Origin of the sequence: Salegentibacter sp. (genome assembly GCF_036568425.1) — a bacterium.
GTDB lineage: Bacteria > Bacteroidota > Bacteroidia > Flavobacteriales > Flavobacteriaceae > Salegentibacter.
Genome location: NZ_DATCSO010000013.1, coordinates 40,841 through 57,024, shown reverse-complemented (window position 1 = coordinate 57,024; position 16,184 = coordinate 40,841). Strand labels below are relative to the sequence as shown.

Below are 16,184 nucleotides of genomic sequence, written 5' to 3'. Positions count from 1 at the left end.
ACAATCCCAAACCGGAAGTCTTCCGCGTTTGGGATTGTGTCTTTATCGTAAGTTGAAAGATTCTTTCCTTCAGTAGCCATATAATTAGTTATTAGCCTGAGCCTGTCCTAAATACACCGGAACCTGATCGGCCTCCGGGCTCTCTGGATATTCATCTCTTAATTTAGTAAGGTAATCTTCTGCTTCATTACTCTCCCCTATCTCAAGCGCAGTAATCGCCGCTTTCAATAAAAATTTAGGAGTGGTAAATTCGTTAGAACGCATAGAAGCTGCTTTATCATAATAATCTAAAGCCTCTTCCGGTTGCTCCAGCTGCATAAAAGCATCACCAATTCCTCCTACAGCCAAAGCCGCAAGAATTTCATCATCGCTTTCAAAATCTTCAAGGTGATCTATAGCTTCCTGGTATTTCCCGGTGTGCAGATAAGCAAATCCCGCATTGTATCTTGCAAGGTTGGCGGCGTCTGTTCCCCCGTAGTTTTCTATGATATCAAGAAAACCATACTTTCCTTCACCTCCGTTAAGAGACATGTTGTAAAGTGAGTCACGCTCAGCTCCTGCGCTATTCATCGCATTTGTAAAATAATTTTGAGCCTGAGCCATTTCGTTTGCCGCTTCAGTCTCTTTTGGTTCCTGTATAAAACGTTCCCAACCTAAATAACCTAACACAACCACAATGGCTACCCCTACTATAATGTAGATATACTTTTGATTATCGGCCACCCAGGTCTCAGTCTTTGAGGCTCCTTCATCAAGGGTGTTAAATACTTCAGCAGTTGTAGATTCCTCTTCAACCTTTTTTCTTCGTTCTTCCTTATTAGATGGTTTATTTCCCTTTTTCTTGTAAGTTGCCATAAAATCTGTTTAATGCGTCGCAAAAATAGGATTTTTATTGAAAATTAAAAGGGAAAATATTTGTATTTTTTTAATATTTTAGGGTCATTCGCTTAGTTTTATAAAGAAAATTTTAACAAAAACCACCCGGCTGAACCTCAGAGTTTTATGCATCTAAAACATCTTAACCTACTTCATTATAAGAACTTCGATTCGGCTACATTTGAGTTCGATCAAAAAATTAATTGTCTTGTTGGCCATAATGGGGTTGGAAAAACCAACGTTTTAGACAGTATTTATCATCTTGCCTTCGGAAAAAGCTATTTTAACCCTATTACCAGCCAGAATATAAACCACGATGCCGACTTTTTTGTGATAGAAGGAGAGTTTGAAAAGCTTGACAAAACCGAACAAATAGTAGTAAGTGCCAAACGCGGCCAGAAAAAGTTGATCAAAAGAAACAATAAACCCTACGAGAAATTTAGTGACCATATAGGTTTTATTCCGGCCGTAATTATTTCTCCTGCCGACCGCGACCTTATAATTGAAGGGAGTGAAACCCGAAGAAAATTTATAGACGGCGTTATCTCCCAAAGTGACCAGCTTTACCTCAACAAGTTGATTCAGTATGGGAAAATTCTGGCCCAGCGTAATTCCCTGCTGAAGTATTTTGGGGCAAATCATAGTTTTGACCGGGACACGCTGGAGGTTTATAACCTACAACTTAGTGAGCTAGGGCAATATCTATTTGAGAAAAGGCAGAAATTCCTTAAAGAGTTTATTCCAATCTTCAATAAACGATATAACGATATCACTGCGAACAAGGAGAAAGTAGATATCAGTTACAAGAGTCAGCTTTTTGAAAAACCATTAGCCAATCTTCTTGAAGAAAATCTTCAGAAGGATATGGCGCTGCAATACACCAGTGTAGGCACGCACAAAGATGATCTCAGTTTTGAGATAGAAGGCCACCCTATCAAAAAATTCGGTTCACAAGGTCAGCAAAAATCATTTCTGGTTGCTTTAAAACTGGCTCAATTCGATTTCATAAAGGCGCTAAGCAAAGTAAATCCTATTTTATTGCTGGATGATATTTTCGACAAACTCGATGAACAACGTGTTGCTCATATTGTGGCCCTGGTCGCAACAAAAGAATTAGGACAGATCTTTATTAGTGACACCCACGCCGACAGGACAGAGAAAGTCGTACAGAACAGTAACCAAACCTATAAAATCTTCAAATTGTGAATAAATTAATTCTTTATTCTCTTATCGGAATCGTACTTTTAAGCTGTAAAAATCAGAATCCCGAAGAGCAGATAAAATATATCGAAGGCTATTGGGAAATCGATAAAGTTGAGCTCCCTGGTGATTCGGTGAGGAAATATTCAATAAATGAAAATATTGATTATTTCGAGATAACAGATAGCACCGGATTCAGAAAAAAATTACAGCCTCAGTTTGATGGAAGTTATAAAACCAGTGAACACGCCGAGGAGCTAAGAATAAAAATTGAAAACGACAGCCTACGTCTTTACTACAAGACTCCTTTCGATGAATGGAAAGAAACGCTGTTAGAAGCAGACGAAGAAAAAATGAGTATCCTGAATAAGGATGGAATCATTTACCATTATAAAAAATTCACCCCATTATTTGCTGAAGAAGATGAAAAAGAATAACCGGAGAAATAATGAGAATTTGAGCATAGGCGAGGTGCTAAAAGATTTTGTAGACAAGAATAAACTTCAATCAGGGCTTGACAAGGTTAACGTAAGGGATGTTTGGAACCGTGAAATGGGCCCAGCCATCGAGAAATATACCACGGGCTTAAAACTGCAAAATGAAACTTTATATGTGCAGTTGAGTTCTTCGGTTTTACGGGAAGAATTAAGCTATGGAAAAGCCAGGATCATAAAAATGCTCAATGAGGAATTGGGACGCGAGCTTGTAAAAAAACTCGTCCTACGCTAAACTCTACAGCTTTGCAAAGTTACTTCAAGATCTACAAGCCTTACGGGTATCTAAGCCAGTTTATCACCAACGAAAAGCCAAGGAAAAAGAAAAAGCTTTTAGGGGATTTATATGATTTTCCTGAAGGCACCATGGCTGTGGGACGTTTGGACCAGGATTCAGAAGGCCTTTTACTGCTTACTACAAATGGTAAAGCAAGCGCCACCATTACAGGCAATAAAGTTGAAAAGGAATATTATGTGCAGGTTGATGGTGAGATCACCGAAGCAGCTATAGAACAGCTTTGCAAGGGAGTAGAGATAAGCATTAACGGTAAAAACTATCAAAGTCTTCCCTGTAAGGCTTTTAAATTAGAGCAAAGACCGGTTTTTCCTCCACGTGCTAAAAAGATAAGGGACGAGCGTCACGGTCCCACAACCTGGGTTTCTATAATCCTTACCGAAGGCAAATTCCGTCAGGTAAAGAAAATGACGGCCGCGGTAGGATTTCCTACTTTAAGGCTGGTAAGAATTCGGGTGGGAAACGAAAAACTTTCAAATATGGATGCAGGCCAGGTGATTGAATTAGATCAATTTGATTATTAAGGTCTTCGAAGAAGTCTTCCATTTCTTTCTTCTGAAAATTCAGAATCATTCTTTGCAATATTCCCGTTAACCAGAACATATTTGAAGCCAACGGCAAGTTGATGCGGTTCCTCGTAAGTTGCCATTTCCTTTATTTCTGAAGGATCAAAAAGCAAAAGATCGGCTTTATAGCCTACTTTTATAAGTCCGCGATCTTTAAATCCTAAAAGGTCCGCGGGCATCCCGGTCATTTTATAAATGGCTTCTTCCAGGGAGAAGGTCCCTTTATCTACAACAAAAGTTTCGATGATCTTAGCAAAGCTGCCATAACCCCTGGGGTGTCTCATCGTTGGACTTCCATCGCTACAAATATTCACCAGTTCATGTTGCATTAGTGTCTCCTGTAATTCATTGTCCATAATAAAATATGCTCCTCCCGCCCCGTATGGGCCAATATCTTCAATAAGCACATCTTCAAAAGGCTTATTGAGTTCCTTCGCGATCTGCTCAAGGCTTTTCCCTTTAAATTTTCCGGACCCTATTAAGGTCGCTTCGGGCCCGTTACGTTCAGCAATTTTATTCCGAAGAAATTCCTGTAATTCAGCTTTGCGGTTTTTTAAGACGCTTTTATAATCATTCGGCTTTTTGGCCCAATCCGGGAATACAATGGCAATTCCGGTATAACTCGCAGAATACGGATAAAGATCGGCTGTTACTTCAATACCATCTACCCTAGCCTCTTCAAGCAGGCTGAGTATCTCATTAGCGCGCTGTTCCCCTTTTCCATACACCGATTTGATATGTGAGATGTGAACCGGGCAATATTTTCCCTGGGCAAGTAGCTCTTTAATGGAATTCTCAAGCTCAGTATCATCTTCATTCCGCATATGACTCATGATTAAGCCGCCGTTTATACCTACTATTTTTGCCAATCTTTCAAGCTCTAAATCTCCGGAAAAGTTCCCGGGATTATATTCCAGGCCAGTGGTCATTCCAAAAACTCCTGCATCCATCGCATTTTGAAGGAGATTTTCCATTTCCTTCAACCCCTGCTCCCCGGGCACAGAGTCATAATTAACCCCTGATAACTGCCTTAGCGTATTATGCCCGACGAACATCGCGATATTTGTTGCAGGCTGGATCTTTTTAACCTTATTTCCCCATTTACCAAGATCTCTTTCACTGGGACTGTATCCATCCTGGCCCAAGGTGATGGTAGTGACGCCCATTGCGAGGAAATTCTTAAAATGGGGAGTTTTCAAAGGATCCCCGTGAGAATGGCTATCAATAAACCCGGGGCTCAAGATAAGGTCTTCGGCATCAATTGTTCTTTGCGCTGTAAATTCCAGGCTGGTATTCTTTTCAATCTGAACAATTTCGTTCTCATGAACAAGAACATGTGCCCTGAATTTATCCGTTCCCGAACCGTCAATAACTGTGGCATTTTCAATTAATAAATCATAAACTATTTGATCGTTTTGGCTCAGGAGAAGACCCGGCACCAGGAACAGCAAGAGAAGAAACTTTTTCATCAGAGATTCAATTTGGATTAAATATAATAAAAAGGGCGGCCCTTTAGGAACCGCCTTTATTATTGAGACCAAAAAAATTTAAGACTTTAACTTCCCGGTAGTTTCCACCAATCTTTTTACCTGGTGTGAAACAGCATTTTTAATTTTATCGTCAAGAGTATCCTTTCCGGCAGTGACACTAAGCCCATAAGGATTTCCCCCCGATTCAAATAAACATTTATCGGTATAGCCGGGAGCAACTACGATGGCTCCCCAGTGAAACATTGTTTTATATAAAGACATTAAGGTAGTTTCCTGCCCTCCGTGGGGATTACTTGCACTGGTCATTCCGCTAACGACCTTACTGGCAAGCTTTCCCTGCGACCATAGTCCGCCGGTAGTATCGATGAACTGTTGCACCTGTGATGGCATATTTCCATAACGGGTAGGGATACTAAAGATAATGGCATCTGCCCACTCCAGATCGTCTAAGCTGGCTTCGGTAATATCTTTTGCTGCTTCAACATGCTTCTCCCAGTCTTTGTTTTGTGCGATTGCTTCTTTTGGTGCTGTTTCCTTTATTTTCCGAAAGCGCACTTCCCCGGCTCCGGAGTTTTTGCCCGCTTCTTCTGCCCACCTGGCTAGTTGATGATTTGTTCCAGTCGCGCTGTAATAAATCACAGCTAAATTCACTTTACTCATAGCTTTATCTTTTTTGGTTAATTCTTTCCTTTCAAGATAAAACATTAAAGCACCAATTATTTTAATATTATTATAAACTTTAGGCCATAGATTATGCAAAAGCGCCAGGAATAATTCCGCGGTGCTTTTTTTATTTCTGAATAATTTAGTGGCCCACCGCCCTTGAATCATAACTTCGGGAATCGGCTGCGCCGTAGATCACGCCTTCCTCCTCGTCTATATAAATACCCATAGCCTGTCCCTGATTGTTTCGGTATCTAAGCCTATGTCCCATTTCTTCATAAAGCTTTTGGGTATCAGGTGAGATCCCATAGCGTTCAAAAGAGGTGATATCAGGAAGCCATTGGTGATGTATCCTTGGTGCTTCTATTGCCCGGGCAATATTCATTTCGTGGTCTATCACATTAACAATAACCTGAAATACGGTATTAATAATGGTCCGTCCACCGGGGCTTCCAATTACTATAAGAGGTTTACCATCTTTGCCTACAATAGTGGGTGTCATACTGGAGAGCATTCTTTTTTCGGGTGCAGCGAGATTGGGTTTGGTTCCTATTAACCCTGTAGTATCGGTGTAGCCGGGAATAGGATTGAAATCCCCCATTTCATTATTCAGAAGAAAACCGGCACCATCCACAGTAATTTTAGAGCCATAGCTATATTCTAAGGTGTAGGTTAAGGAAACTGCATTACCTTCTTTATCTACAACAGAAATATGTGTGGTTTGCGGACTCTCATATTTTATATGAGCTTCTGAAAAATTAGCTGAATCACTCACCGAAGCTCTATCTAATTCAATAGTTGATCGTAATCTCGCAGCATAATCCTTGGAGGTAATCTTCTCTACAGGCATATCAGGATTGAAATTCGGGTCGCCGAGGTACAAAGCCCTATCAGAAAATGCACGTCTCATTGCCTCAGTTAGCAAGTGAAGGGAAGCAGCCGAATTATGTCCCATCTCCTTAATATTAAAAGCTTCAATAATATTGAGCATTTCTATTAGGGCAATTCCACCGGAACTTGGTGGCGGCATAGAGACAATTTCATGACCCCGGTAGGTACCTGTTATCGGCTCCAGTTCTTCGGCTTCATAACGGGCCAGATCTTCTTTTGTGATAAGTCCGTTGTGTTTTTTCATATAGTCCACAATGAGCCTGGCCGTCTTTCCTTTGTAAAATCCATCGGCGCCATTCTTTTGAATTCGTTTCAGGGTTTCAGCCAAGTCGGCTTGTATCCAAATTTCTCCCGGCTTATATATCTCTTCCCCATTCTTCAAAAAAGCTTTTGCAGTAGCCTTATAAATATCTTCATCTTTATGCTCCCTGGCCCAGTTAAGAAACCAGTTCATATTATAAGTGGAAGGAAATCCCTCTTCAGCCAGCTTAATCGCGGGAGCTACCAGGTCTTCCCAGGGAAGACTACCCATTTTTTGATGGGCTTTATACAATCCCGCTACTGTACCCGGCACCCCTACTGAGAGTATTCCCTCATGGTTGGAGTTATCTTTAACCTTTCCTTCTACTCCCAGAAACATCTCTGCTGATGCTGCCAGCGGTGCTTTTTCCCTGAAGTTAAAAGTAGTTTTGTGCCCATCATTTCCGTAGTAAACCAAAAAGCCACCACCTCCAATGTTTCCTGCTGAAGGCAAAGTCACGGCCAGGGCAAAAGCTGTAGCTACACTGGCATCGATCGCGTTTCCACCCTGTTCAAGAATATCATTTCCTACCTTTGAAGCCAGGTGATGGCTTGTGACCACCATCCCATTTTCGGCACGCACAGGAATACGCCCATTTTGGGCAAAAAAACTAAAATTAATACCAAGGGCCAGAATTAAGCAAATCAGCCCCCGAAGATTTTGTACAATCATTATCAGGGCGTTAAATTTAAAGATTGGTAAACCTAAGTAAAAAGCCCAAATGAACCAAGATAAAAAGTTATTCCTGGAAGTTTACCGCTGTTATATCCAGTTTGAAAACCTCGCCAAAAAACCTAAAAGTTTCCTGTGCTTTTTGAGCAGCAATACTCTTTTCTTCTTCTGAAAATTCTGAGTTACGCAGGCGTTTTAGAAAGCTGTTCCAAGCTTCCATAGAGTTTCTTTCTGCGTTAAAATAATGGGGTTTATCTAATTTAGCCACGGATTGGCAATGTGGTAGTTCTTTTGAAATTTGCAGTGCGCCAAGAGCTGAGCCCTCCACCACATAGGTCGCGCCTAGCGCCTCGGTTTTATTACTTATTTTAAACCGATTGTTGAAACCAACTAAAACCGAAGTATCAACATTCAGAAACTCAAGATCTTTCTTTAACCGAAGGGATTTATCAGATTTCCAATTATCCAAATGGCTACTAATTTGTTCTTCGGTAATCTTATAAGCAATATAATTCTGAAGCAAAAGGAGTTTATATTCACCAAGACTTATCTCGTGAGACATTATTTTTGCGGCAAGATTATCCTGTTCTATTTCTTCATGTAATTGCCTGGTTGCCTCCCTAAGATTTTTCAGCATCTTCTTTCCCTGATTTATAGTCTTCTATATTCTTTTTGAGGGTGTCTATATTTCCTTGTTGTTCTTCATTATCATTATGAAGATTATCAAGGTAATTATAAATCTGGTTTACTGCGATCTTATTTTTCCTTATTTGTTCCCGAAGATCATCATGGACCACCATATTGTAAACAACTTTTTTAAGAAGCGGCTTTAATTTCTCATCAAGGGAATGGATATGTTTTTTTAAAATAAATCCACTTGCCCTGGCAAGGAAGGTATGTGCGGCAAGATTTTCATCCTCTATTGTTCCGGTTAAAAAAATAAATGGCATTTCCGGGTCTATAGACCTTGTTAGTTCCAGGATCTCGAAACCGTCGCAGCTGGGTAAGTTGTAATCTGAAATCACAACATCGGGAACAAAATTCAAAAGCTTCTTTTGGTAGCCCGAAAGGTTATCCACTACCTCAAATTCAGCTGTTTCTACAATTTTATTTATATTTTTCTTGATTAGGGAAATATCGTTTTCGCTATCTTCAACCAGGAGAATTCGTAAGGGAGTCGTTATCATTATTTCATTGTAAATAAAAATGGGAGGAAGCTTATTAGCATGCTGGAATATCTATTTTCTGTGGATGGATTTTGGTGTTCCAGCATTTGGGGTTACTCCTTAATTTTAAAATAAAAGGTACTTCCAATCCCAACCTGAGAATCTACCCAGAGGGAACCTTCATGTAACTCTATGATTTTCTTTACGTGAGCAAGACCAACCCCGGTACCTTCGGTATCATTGGCTTCTACCCTATTAAAAATGGTAAAGATATTTTTCTGATCCTCTTCTGAAATACCCATCCCATTATCCATAATTGAAAAAACCCAGAATTGACCTTCTTTAAAGGCTGAGATTCGTATCTCCGGATTTCGGTCTTCAGGAGTATATTTTATAGCATTGCCGATTAGATTCTGAAACAATAATCGCAATTCAATTTCATAAACCTTAAGTTTAGGAAGCTTTCCGGAAGAAACCCTGGCTTTTGTCTCTTTTATTCGTTTTCCAAGATCATATTTTACTACTTCAACCATCTCCTTTATATCCACCAGTTTTTTCTCACCATTTCGGCCGATGCGTGAATGTTCCAAGAGTGCCTTGATTTGGCCGGCGAGCCTGGTGGAGGCACCTTTGATGTAGGAAAGGTAATTCTGCCCTTTCTCATCGAGGTTTTTGGAATAGATCTTTCCTAAGACATCACTACCAAATTTTATGGTAGACAAAGGCTCCTGAAGATCATGAGAACAAATAGATACAAACTGTTCGAGATCGTAATTAGCACGTTCCAAATCAGATTTTTGTCGTTTAAGTTTTTCTTCGGCTTTTTTCTGAGCCGAAATATCGACACAGGTATACCTTATCGTAACAACTTTATCTTTTTCATCTTTTTCGGCAGTGGCACTGAGAATTACCGGTAAAAGCTCTCCGGATTTTTTAAGCATATCCTGCTCGATATTCTTCAATTCTCCGGTTTCCTGAAATTCTTTATTGGATTTTAAAGCCTTTATTTGGGCCTCTTCATCATAAAGATCATAAACCAGTTTCCCGATAAGGTCTTCTTTAGATTCGTAACCTAATTCCTGAACCGCGGTGTTATTGCACTGTAAAATAATTGAACTCTGAGGATCTACACTAATGTGCAATACCGGATCTTCTTCATAGAAAGTTTTAAAGCGTTTTTCACTGGCTACAAGCCTGTTTCTCGATTTCTCAATACTGCTAATGTCAATAAAGGTGATTACCACCCCATTAATAATTTCATTTGAATTTATATATGGAGAAATTCGCCTTAGGTAATGACGTCCGTTTTCAGTTACCACGTGTTTTTCCAGAGTTTTACCAGTCTCTAAAACCCTTTTACAACGGGTAATGAGGTTATTTTTCCCCATACTAACGGTAAAGTGGTTTATAGGTCGGCCTTCATCGGCAGCAATAAGGTTGAAATGGGCTTTTATGGCTGGGGTGAATTTCCTTATCTTTAATTCCTTATCAAGAAAAATGGTACCTATTTCGGTACTTTCCAGCAGGTTATTCATATCTGCATTAAGTGCCGCGAGGTCTTCTACCTTCTGAAGATTTTCAGCATTAACCGTGTTTATCTCTTCGTTTACGCTTTGTAATTCCTCGTTGGTACTTTGCAGCTCTTCATTACTGGCAAGCAACTCCTCATTGGCGGCCTGCAATTCTTCATTACTGGTTTCAATTTCCTCAAGCGAAATATTGAGTTCTTCTTTGGTTTGTTTTAACTCTTCCTCAAGACTGGAGACATACTCTTTCGTCCTGTTGGTAAGGGTAATCTTATCAAGTTTTTCTAAATCCTCTTCAAAAACTTCCTTTTCTATAAAAGTTACCACATAGTTAACATGGTTCTCAAGTTTTTTATCAGTATTAGGTTTTATAATAATATCCACCGATTTTTTCTCGCCATTATCATCAAATAGCGCGGCTGGATACTTCACCTTCTTGTTGATGGTTTTTGCTTTTTTAAGGGTAGTCTGCAGGATATACTTCAGATCTCCTTCCAACATCTCCAGCAGGTTTATAGTAAAACCTACCTCTGGCATCTTTGCATATTTCCTGAATTCACCAATAGCTTGCAAGACGTTATAGTTGGAATCAAGGAGTACAGAAGCCCCTCCAAAATTCTCCATAATGGCATCATTCAGCTCATCTTTAAGCCTGGTTTTGACAGGGTTCGTAGCAGGGCGGCTGGAATGAGGTGGTACAGATTTTTGAGATTTTACCTTATTGATATGCTCAGGTTGAGAAATATCAGATTTCAAACGTTTACTCGGGTGAAGGTTTTTATAAACTTTAGCGGCCCTGTTTACTACTGTGAAATTATTCTTTTGATTATAGACGCTTTCACTGGTGCCTAAAACAAGGACACCATTCTTAACCAGAGAATAATGAAGCATGTTCAGGGCTTTATTCTGAATTCCCGGCTGAAAATAAATAAGCAGATTACGGCAAACGGCCATATCCATTTTGCTAAAGGGAGGGTTTTTAATGATATTATGTCTTGAAAAAACAACCATGCTCCGTAGTTTATCCACAACCCGGTACCCATTAGCCTTGCTTACAAAATATTTTAGAAGTAACGCATTGTCTATATCTGCAACAATACTTTCGGGGTAAAAGCCTCTACTACCAATTTCCAGATGTTTTTCAGAAATATCGGTAGCGAAGATCTTAAGGTCTATTTTTTTATTCTGCTTTTCAATCTCTTCATTCAGAACCATAGCGAAAGAATAGGCCTCTTCCCCACTGCTACAACCAACGTCCCATACCTTGAGCACATCACCATCTTCTTTTCTGGCAACCAATTCAGGAATCACTTTACCTATAAGTATTTCCCATACCTTTTCGTCTCTAAAGAATTTAGTAACTCCTATCAAAAACTCCCGGTATAGAATATCTACTTCCTCAGGGTTGTCTTGTAAATAGGCATAATACTCTGAAAGGGATTCACATTTACACACATTTATCCTTCTGGAAATTCGCCGTGCCAGGGTAGCCCGTTTATATTCTCTGAAATCAAGGCCGGTTTTTTCGTCTACAAATCGCAGGATCGCATCCAGCTTATTTTCATCCAAAGAAACATCTCCATCTTTAAAATTCAGAATTGAAGGTGCCGAAATAAAATTCTTAAGTTCCTGCCCCATTTTCTCTACAGGAAGCACATAATCTACAAGCCCTGTATTTATGGCGCTTTGAGGCATCCCGTCGAATTTTGCTTCTTCAGGATCCTGCACCATAATCATCCCGTCATTCTCCTTTATAGCTCTTACTCCCCTGGTTCCATCACTCCCCGTACCACTTAAAATTACTCCAATAGCTTTCTCCTTTTTGAATTTTGCCAGTGATTCAAAAAATTTATCAATGGGAAGATTAAGGCTTTGATCTTTAGGCTTATCTACCAGATGAAGTTTCCCGTTTTCCAAAACAAGATTATTAACCGGAGGAATTAAATAGATATGTCCCTGGTGCAGCTTTAAACTATCGGAGATTTCTACTATAGGAAGATTGGTGTTTTTCTTCAATAACTCCCCCATCATACTCTTATAATCGGGGGATAAATGCTGAACTACCACGTAGGCATTTTTGTCGGTTTCAGAGATATTGTCAAAAAATGACTTTAAAGCTTCTAACCCACCGGCACTGGCGCCAATGGCTATAATCCTGGGTTCCTGACTTTCTACAACAGGGGGAAAGGCACCACTCTGGGAGGAATCAATAGGTTTTGTCATCTTAAAATAGCAGGAGTAGGTTAATTAAAACTTGTACAAAAAATCAAAAATAAGGGTTAAAATTAAAAAATATGGCACCATATGCCATATTTACTGACGTTTTTTAACTTTTTCACAACAATTAACATTTAAAAATCTACAAATATCCTTAAAAATCATCAATATTTTTTCTGATTATGCTTATATAAGAGCACTATTTTGCATTTATCTCAAACTTCCTTTAAAATTTAAGATGGAATTATACCAGGTTAACCCGAATTAAAAATTGTAGGATTATCTTCAGAGTTGATTACTCCTTTCTTCTCCGAAAATCATCTTCATCATCTAAACTGACCAAAATCATAGATAAATTGGCCTTTCTATTGTAACTTTAAGCTGCAATATATTTATATGGACGGCAATTATAGTTTCAGAAAAAATATTTCTGCTTTCTTTATAGAGATTGGAGAACTAACTGGTTTCGCCGGAAGATTTTTCCAGGAGTTATTCTCCCGGCCTTTTGAATTCAGGGAATTTCTACGCCAGAGTTATAACATGGGTAACAGATCTATGCTTTTGGTTGGTGTTACCGGTTTTATTTTGGGTCTTGTATTTACACTTCAGTCCAGGCCTACTTTAATGGAATTTGGAGCGGTTTCCTGGATGCCCTCAATGATAAGTATTTCTATTGTAAGGGAGATTGGCCCGGTTGTAATCGCGCTAATTCTGGCAGGACGCATAGGCTCCGGAATTGGTGCCGAATTAGGTTCTATGAAAGTGACCGAGCAAATAGACGCGATGGAAGTATCGGGAACCAATCCATTTAAATTTCTTGTAGTTACCCGCATTCTTGCCACTACCCTAATGGTCCCGATCTTAGTGATTCTGGGAGACTTTATTGCACTCCTCGGTTCAGCTCTTGTTGAAAATTTAAAAGGGAATGTTTCTTTTACCCTTTACTTTAACCAGGTTTTTAATACCCTGGAATTTAGCGACCTTTTTCCGGCAACTATAAAAACCTTCTTTTTTGGATTTGCCATAGGCCTGGTTGGATGTTTTAAGGGCTATAATAGTAAGAAAGGAACGGCCGGGGTAGGAAAAGCATCTAATTCGGCAGTGGTTTTCACTTCCATGCTCTTGTTCATTATAGATTTTATAGCTGTTTTTATAACCGACATTTTTTATCAATAAGCGCTGTGAAGAAAGAAGCTAAAGATACGGTAATCAATATCCACAACCTCTATAAAAGCTTTGGTGAGACCAAGGTACTTAACGGCTTTAATCTCGAGCTTTTAGAAGGAGAAAACCTGGTACTTATGGGAAAATCGGGTTCAGGGAAATCGGTTATGATCAAATGCCTGGTAGGACTTATGGAGCCAGATAAGGGAAAAGTAGAAGTTCTGGGAAGAGATATTTCAAAGATGAAAAGACAGGAGCTGGATGAGCTAAGGGCCGATATTGGTTTTCTGTTTCAGGGAAGCGCCTTATACGACTCGATGACGGTTAGGGAGAACCTGGAGTTTCCGCTACGAAGGCATACGCATAAATTTAATCTTGAGAATACTGATGAGTTGGTTTTGGAAGCTTTGAAAAATGTAGGGCTACCTCATACTATAGACATGATGCCTGCTGAACTTTCCGGAGGGATGCAACGCCGTATTGCACTGGCACGGGCACTTATTCTTAAACCAAAAATAATTTTATACGATGAACCCACTACAGGACTGGATCCTATTACGGCTAAGGAAATTATTTTGCTTATGCTGGATATTCAGAAAAAATATAAGACCTCATCTTTAATCATTACTCACGATGTAGATTGTGCAAGAGTAATTTCAAACCGTATGATTCTATTACTCGATGGAGTTAATTATGCCGAAGGTAGTTTTGAAGAATTATCAGAATCTAAAGACCCTAAAATAATGGCCTTTTTTAAATAGAAAAAATATGAGAACAAAATCATCAACATATCTGCGCCTTGGGATTTTCGTTATTAGCGGATTGATCATTTTCACCCTGGCAATTTTCTTTATTGGAAATCGCCAACATTTGTTTGGAGATAGCCTGCAGGTTACTTCGGTATTTAAAAATGTAAATGGTTTACAGGTAGGAAATAACGTGAGGTTTGCCGGGCTGGATGTAGGAACGGTAAAACAAATTGTTATGATGAATGACACCAGTATTGCAGTAAACATGTTCCTGGATATAGAAACGGCAAAACAAATGAGGGAAAATGCCCTGGCAACCATCAATTCAGACGGATTGGTTGGAAGTATGATAGTAAACATTATACCTGGTGAAGGCCCTGGAACCAGACCATTACAACAAGGAGACACCCTCGAATCTATTAGCCAGGTTGCCACTGCCGATATGCTATCTACCTTGAACAGAACCAATGAAAATGCCGCATTGCTCACTTCAGATCTTTTGAAGATCACTAATGCTATCAACAGCGGAGAAGGCGTGGCCGGTTCTTTGATCAAGGATGATAAGATGGCTGAAGATCTTAAAGAGAGTATTAGCAATTTAAGACAAACCACGAAATCGACCATTACTAGTGTCAACAGGCTTAACAATTTGTTGTCCCGGGTAAACTTTGACCAAAATCTCGCCGGACTTCTGTTAAATGACAGCCTTTCAGCTCAAAGATTCGCTTCCACCCTGTCCAACCTGGATTCTTCTTCTGTTGAGATCAACAAAATAACCAGGGACATCAGTGCTTTTACATCAGATATAAAGACCGGAAAAGGGGTGATAAACTTTATGCTTACCGACACTTCTTTTGTAAACCATCTTGATGGAAGTCTTGAGAATATCGAGGATGCCACCCATAAATTCGATCAGAATATGGAAGCGCTCAAACATAATTTCTTTTTCAGAGGTTATTTTCGCAGACTGGAAAGGCAAAAAGAAAAAGAAGCCGAAACCCATGAACCTTAATTAAGCTGAGGAATATCATAATTTATGTAAATATCTGGACTTAAATTTAATGTAAACTTATTTTGAGATGAAAAAGATTGTTTACACCACAGACTTTTCCAAAAATTCGGTAGCTGCACTAAAATATGCCGTGGCTTTGGGTGAAGTATTCAATACCGATGTGATCGCCTTACACGTTGCCACCCTTTCTGAACTGAAAGTGACCAAGAGAAATAACGAAAAAGAAGCAAGACTTGCACTTAAGGCTAAACTGAAAGAATTTTGCAGCGAAAATTTAGATGAAGACCTTTCAGATTTAAACCTAACGGTAGCAGTTACGGTAGCTTCTTCAGTAACAAAAGGCATCATGGATTTCACCCGGGATATGAAAATAAGAATGCTTATAATGGGCGCTTGTGGCTCGGGCAACTTTAAAGATTTTTTCCTGGGAAGCTCTACAAAGGATATGTTGGAAATCTCTCCCTATCCTTTACTGGCGGTGCCACCAAATTATGTGTTTACCGGACTTAAAAATGTGGTTTACACAACAGATTTTGAACAAAGAGATATAATTAATTTAAAAGAATTACTCAGTCTCCTGGATCCCGAACAACCAAACTTAATCATTTTACATGTAAGCGATCAGGATGAGACAATGACAAATAATTTACTGGAATGGTTTAAAAAGAACCTGGCTGAAAAAGTGGAATACTCAGATATAGAGTTTAAAATAATTTTCTCAGATAATATTTTGAAGTCTCTGAAAGAAAATATCGAAAAATTGGATGCTGATATGGTTGTAATGCTGGAACGAAAGCCCGAAGCAAAAAAAGGTGGTTTGTTTCACAGAGACCTGGTAAAACGTATGCAATCCTGTATTGAAGTACCATTATTAAGCTTCAACGAGAAATTTTAAAATGTTC

General features: G+C 39.3%; 15 protein-coding genes and 1 pseudogene. 8 read left to right on the top strand and 8 right to left on the bottom strand.

Annotated elements, in window-relative coordinates; translation table 11 throughout:
* Positions 1 to 80: pseudogene (locus VIM94_RS01920) on the bottom strand (6,7-dimethyl-8-ribityllumazine synthase); the annotation flags it as partial.
* 4 nt (positions 81 to 84) lie between these two features.
* Positions 85 to 855 carry a tetratricopeptide repeat protein gene (locus VIM94_RS01915; RefSeq protein WP_332037603.1) on the bottom strand — a complete coding sequence of 257 codons (771 nt, stop codon included), beginning with the start codon at positions 853 to 855 and terminating at the stop codon, positions 85 to 87.
* A 147-nt stretch (positions 856 to 1,002) separates the two neighbouring features.
* Here VIM94_RS01915 and recF point away from each other — a divergent pair, with 147 nt between their 5' ends.
* From recF to VIM94_RS01895, 4 genes are read left to right on the top strand one after another with little or no spacing between them, the layout of a single operon-like run.
* Positions 1,003 to 2,082: a DNA replication/repair protein RecF gene (gene recF, locus VIM94_RS01910; RefSeq protein WP_332037602.1), complete on the top strand. Its 1,080-nt coding sequence runs from the start codon at positions 1,003 to 1,005 to the stop codon at positions 2,080 to 2,082.
* Complete coding sequence (locus tag VIM94_RS01905) at positions 2,079 to 2,513, top strand: lipocalin family protein (RefSeq protein WP_332037601.1); 435 nt, start codon at positions 2,079 to 2,081, stop codon at positions 2,511 to 2,513. The genes recF and VIM94_RS01905 overlap by 4 nt, the downstream gene beginning before the upstream one ends.
* The gene (locus tag VIM94_RS01900; RefSeq protein WP_332037600.1) at positions 2,500 to 2,805 is read left to right on the top strand and encodes a DUF721 domain-containing protein; all 306 of its coding nucleotides are present in this window, start codon (positions 2,500 to 2,502) and stop codon (positions 2,803 to 2,805) included. Before VIM94_RS01905 ends, VIM94_RS01900 begins: the two co-directional genes overlap by 14 nt.
* Before the next feature lie 11 nt (positions 2,806 to 2,816).
* Positions 2,817 to 3,389, top strand: coding sequence for a pseudouridine synthase (locus tag VIM94_RS01895; protein WP_332037599.1), 573 nt, complete (start codon positions 2,817 to 2,819; stop codon positions 3,387 to 3,389).
* On the opposite strand, the gene VIM94_RS01890 is transcribed toward VIM94_RS01895, so the two are convergent.
* The 6 genes from VIM94_RS01890 to VIM94_RS01865 all read right to left on the bottom strand — a co-directional run bounded on the left by VIM94_RS01890 (position 3,386) and on the right by VIM94_RS01865 (position 12,363).
* On the bottom strand, positions 3,386 to 4,900 hold the full coding sequence (locus VIM94_RS01890; RefSeq protein ID WP_332037598.1) for an N-acyl-D-amino-acid deacylase family protein: 1,515 nt from the start codon (positions 4,898 to 4,900) through the stop codon (positions 3,386 to 3,388). The two genes, VIM94_RS01895 and VIM94_RS01890, sit on opposite strands and share 4 nt — an antisense overlap.
* Positions 4,901 to 4,978: 78 nt before the next feature.
* On the bottom strand, positions 4,979 to 5,581 hold the full coding sequence (wrbA, locus tag VIM94_RS01885) for an NAD(P)H:quinone oxidoreductase (RefSeq protein ID WP_332037597.1): 603 nt from the start codon (positions 5,579 to 5,581) through the stop codon (positions 4,979 to 4,981).
* 145 nt (positions 5,582 to 5,726) lie between these two features.
* Positions 5,727 to 7,448, bottom strand: a complete 1,722-nt coding sequence (gene ggt / locus VIM94_RS01880; RefSeq protein WP_332037596.1) for a gamma-glutamyltransferase — start codon at positions 7,446 to 7,448, stop codon at positions 5,727 to 5,729.
* 67 nt (positions 7,449 to 7,515) lie between these two features.
* A complete protein-coding gene (locus VIM94_RS01875; protein ID WP_332037595.1) occupies positions 7,516 to 8,085 on the bottom strand; it encodes a biliverdin-producing heme oxygenase in 570 nt (189 codons plus the stop codon).
* The gene (locus VIM94_RS01870) at positions 8,069 to 8,635 is read right to left on the bottom strand and encodes a response regulator (RefSeq protein WP_332037594.1); all 567 of its coding nucleotides are present in this window, start codon (positions 8,633 to 8,635) and stop codon (positions 8,069 to 8,071) included. The genes VIM94_RS01875 and VIM94_RS01870 overlap by 17 nt, the downstream gene beginning before the upstream one ends.
* Positions 8,636 to 8,727: 92 nt before the next feature.
* Positions 8,728 to 12,363 (bottom strand): chemotaxis protein CheB, encoded by a 3,636-nt coding sequence (locus VIM94_RS01865; protein ID WP_332037593.1) that lies wholly within the window; start codon positions 12,361 to 12,363, stop codon positions 8,728 to 8,730.
* A gap of 390 nt (positions 12,364 to 12,753) precedes the next feature.
* Here VIM94_RS01865 and VIM94_RS01860 point away from each other — a divergent pair, with 390 nt between their 5' ends.
* The 4 genes from VIM94_RS01860 to VIM94_RS01845 all read left to right on the top strand — a co-directional run bounded on the left by VIM94_RS01860 (position 12,754) and on the right by VIM94_RS01845 (position 16,177).
* Positions 12,754 to 13,533 carry an ABC transporter permease gene (locus VIM94_RS01860; protein ID WP_332037592.1) on the top strand — a complete coding sequence of 260 codons (780 nt, stop codon included), beginning with the start codon at positions 12,754 to 12,756 and terminating at the stop codon, positions 13,531 to 13,533.
* Between the two features lie 5 nt (positions 13,534 to 13,538).
* A complete protein-coding gene (locus VIM94_RS01855) occupies positions 13,539 to 14,282 on the top strand; it encodes an ABC transporter ATP-binding protein (RefSeq protein ID WP_332037591.1) in 744 nt (247 codons plus the stop codon).
* 7 nt (positions 14,283 to 14,289) lie between these two features.
* Entirely contained in the window at positions 14,290 to 15,282 is a 993-nt protein-coding gene (locus tag VIM94_RS01850) for an MlaD family protein (protein ID WP_332037590.1), read from the top strand.
* Positions 15,283 to 15,349: 67 nt separating this feature from the next.
* A complete protein-coding gene (locus tag VIM94_RS01845; protein ID WP_332037589.1) occupies positions 15,350 to 16,177 on the top strand; it encodes a universal stress protein in 828 nt (275 codons plus the stop codon).
* Positions 16,178 to 16,184: the final 7 nt, after the last annotated feature.

Excerpts from the sequence above, each read along its gene's own strand:
- VIM94_RS01850 (WP_332037590.1), top strand. The coding sequence starts at position 14,290 with ATGAGAACAAAATCATCAACATATCTGCGCCTTGGGATTTTCGTTATT.
- VIM94_RS01915 (WP_332037603.1), bottom strand. The coding sequence starts at position 855 with ATGGCAACTTACAAGAAAAAGGGAAATAAACCATCTAATAAGGAAGAA.
- recF (WP_332037602.1), top strand. The coding sequence starts at position 1,003 with ATGCATCTAAAACATCTTAACCTACTTCATTATAAGAACTTCGATTCG.
- VIM94_RS01875 (WP_332037595.1), bottom strand. The coding sequence starts at position 8,085 with ATGCTGAAAAATCTTAGGGAGGCAACCAGGCAATTACATGAAGAAATA.
- VIM94_RS01865 (WP_332037593.1), bottom strand. The coding sequence starts at position 12,363 with ATGACAAAACCTATTGATTCCTCCCAGAGTGGTGCCTTTCCCCCTGTT.
- VIM94_RS01900 (WP_332037600.1), top strand. The coding sequence starts at position 2,500 with ATGAAAAAGAATAACCGGAGAAATAATGAGAATTTGAGCATAGGCGAG.
- VIM94_RS01870 (WP_332037594.1), bottom strand. The coding sequence starts at position 8,635 with ATGATAACGACTCCCTTACGAATTCTCCTGGTTGAAGATAGCGAAAAC.
- ggt (WP_332037596.1), bottom strand. The coding sequence starts at position 7,448 with ATGATTGTACAAAATCTTCGGGGGCTGATTTGCTTAATTCTGGCCCTT.
- VIM94_RS01860 (WP_332037592.1), top strand. The coding sequence starts at position 12,754 with ATGGACGGCAATTATAGTTTCAGAAAAAATATTTCTGCTTTCTTTATA.
- wrbA (WP_332037597.1), bottom strand. The coding sequence starts at position 5,581 with ATGAGTAAAGTGAATTTAGCTGTGATTTATTACAGCGCGACTGGAACA.
- VIM94_RS01890 (WP_332037598.1), bottom strand. The coding sequence starts at position 4,900 with ATGAAAAAGTTTCTTCTCTTGCTGTTCCTGGTGCCGGGTCTTCTCCTG.
- VIM94_RS01845 (WP_332037589.1), top strand. The coding sequence starts at position 15,350 with ATGAAAAAGATTGTTTACACCACAGACTTTTCCAAAAATTCGGTAGCT.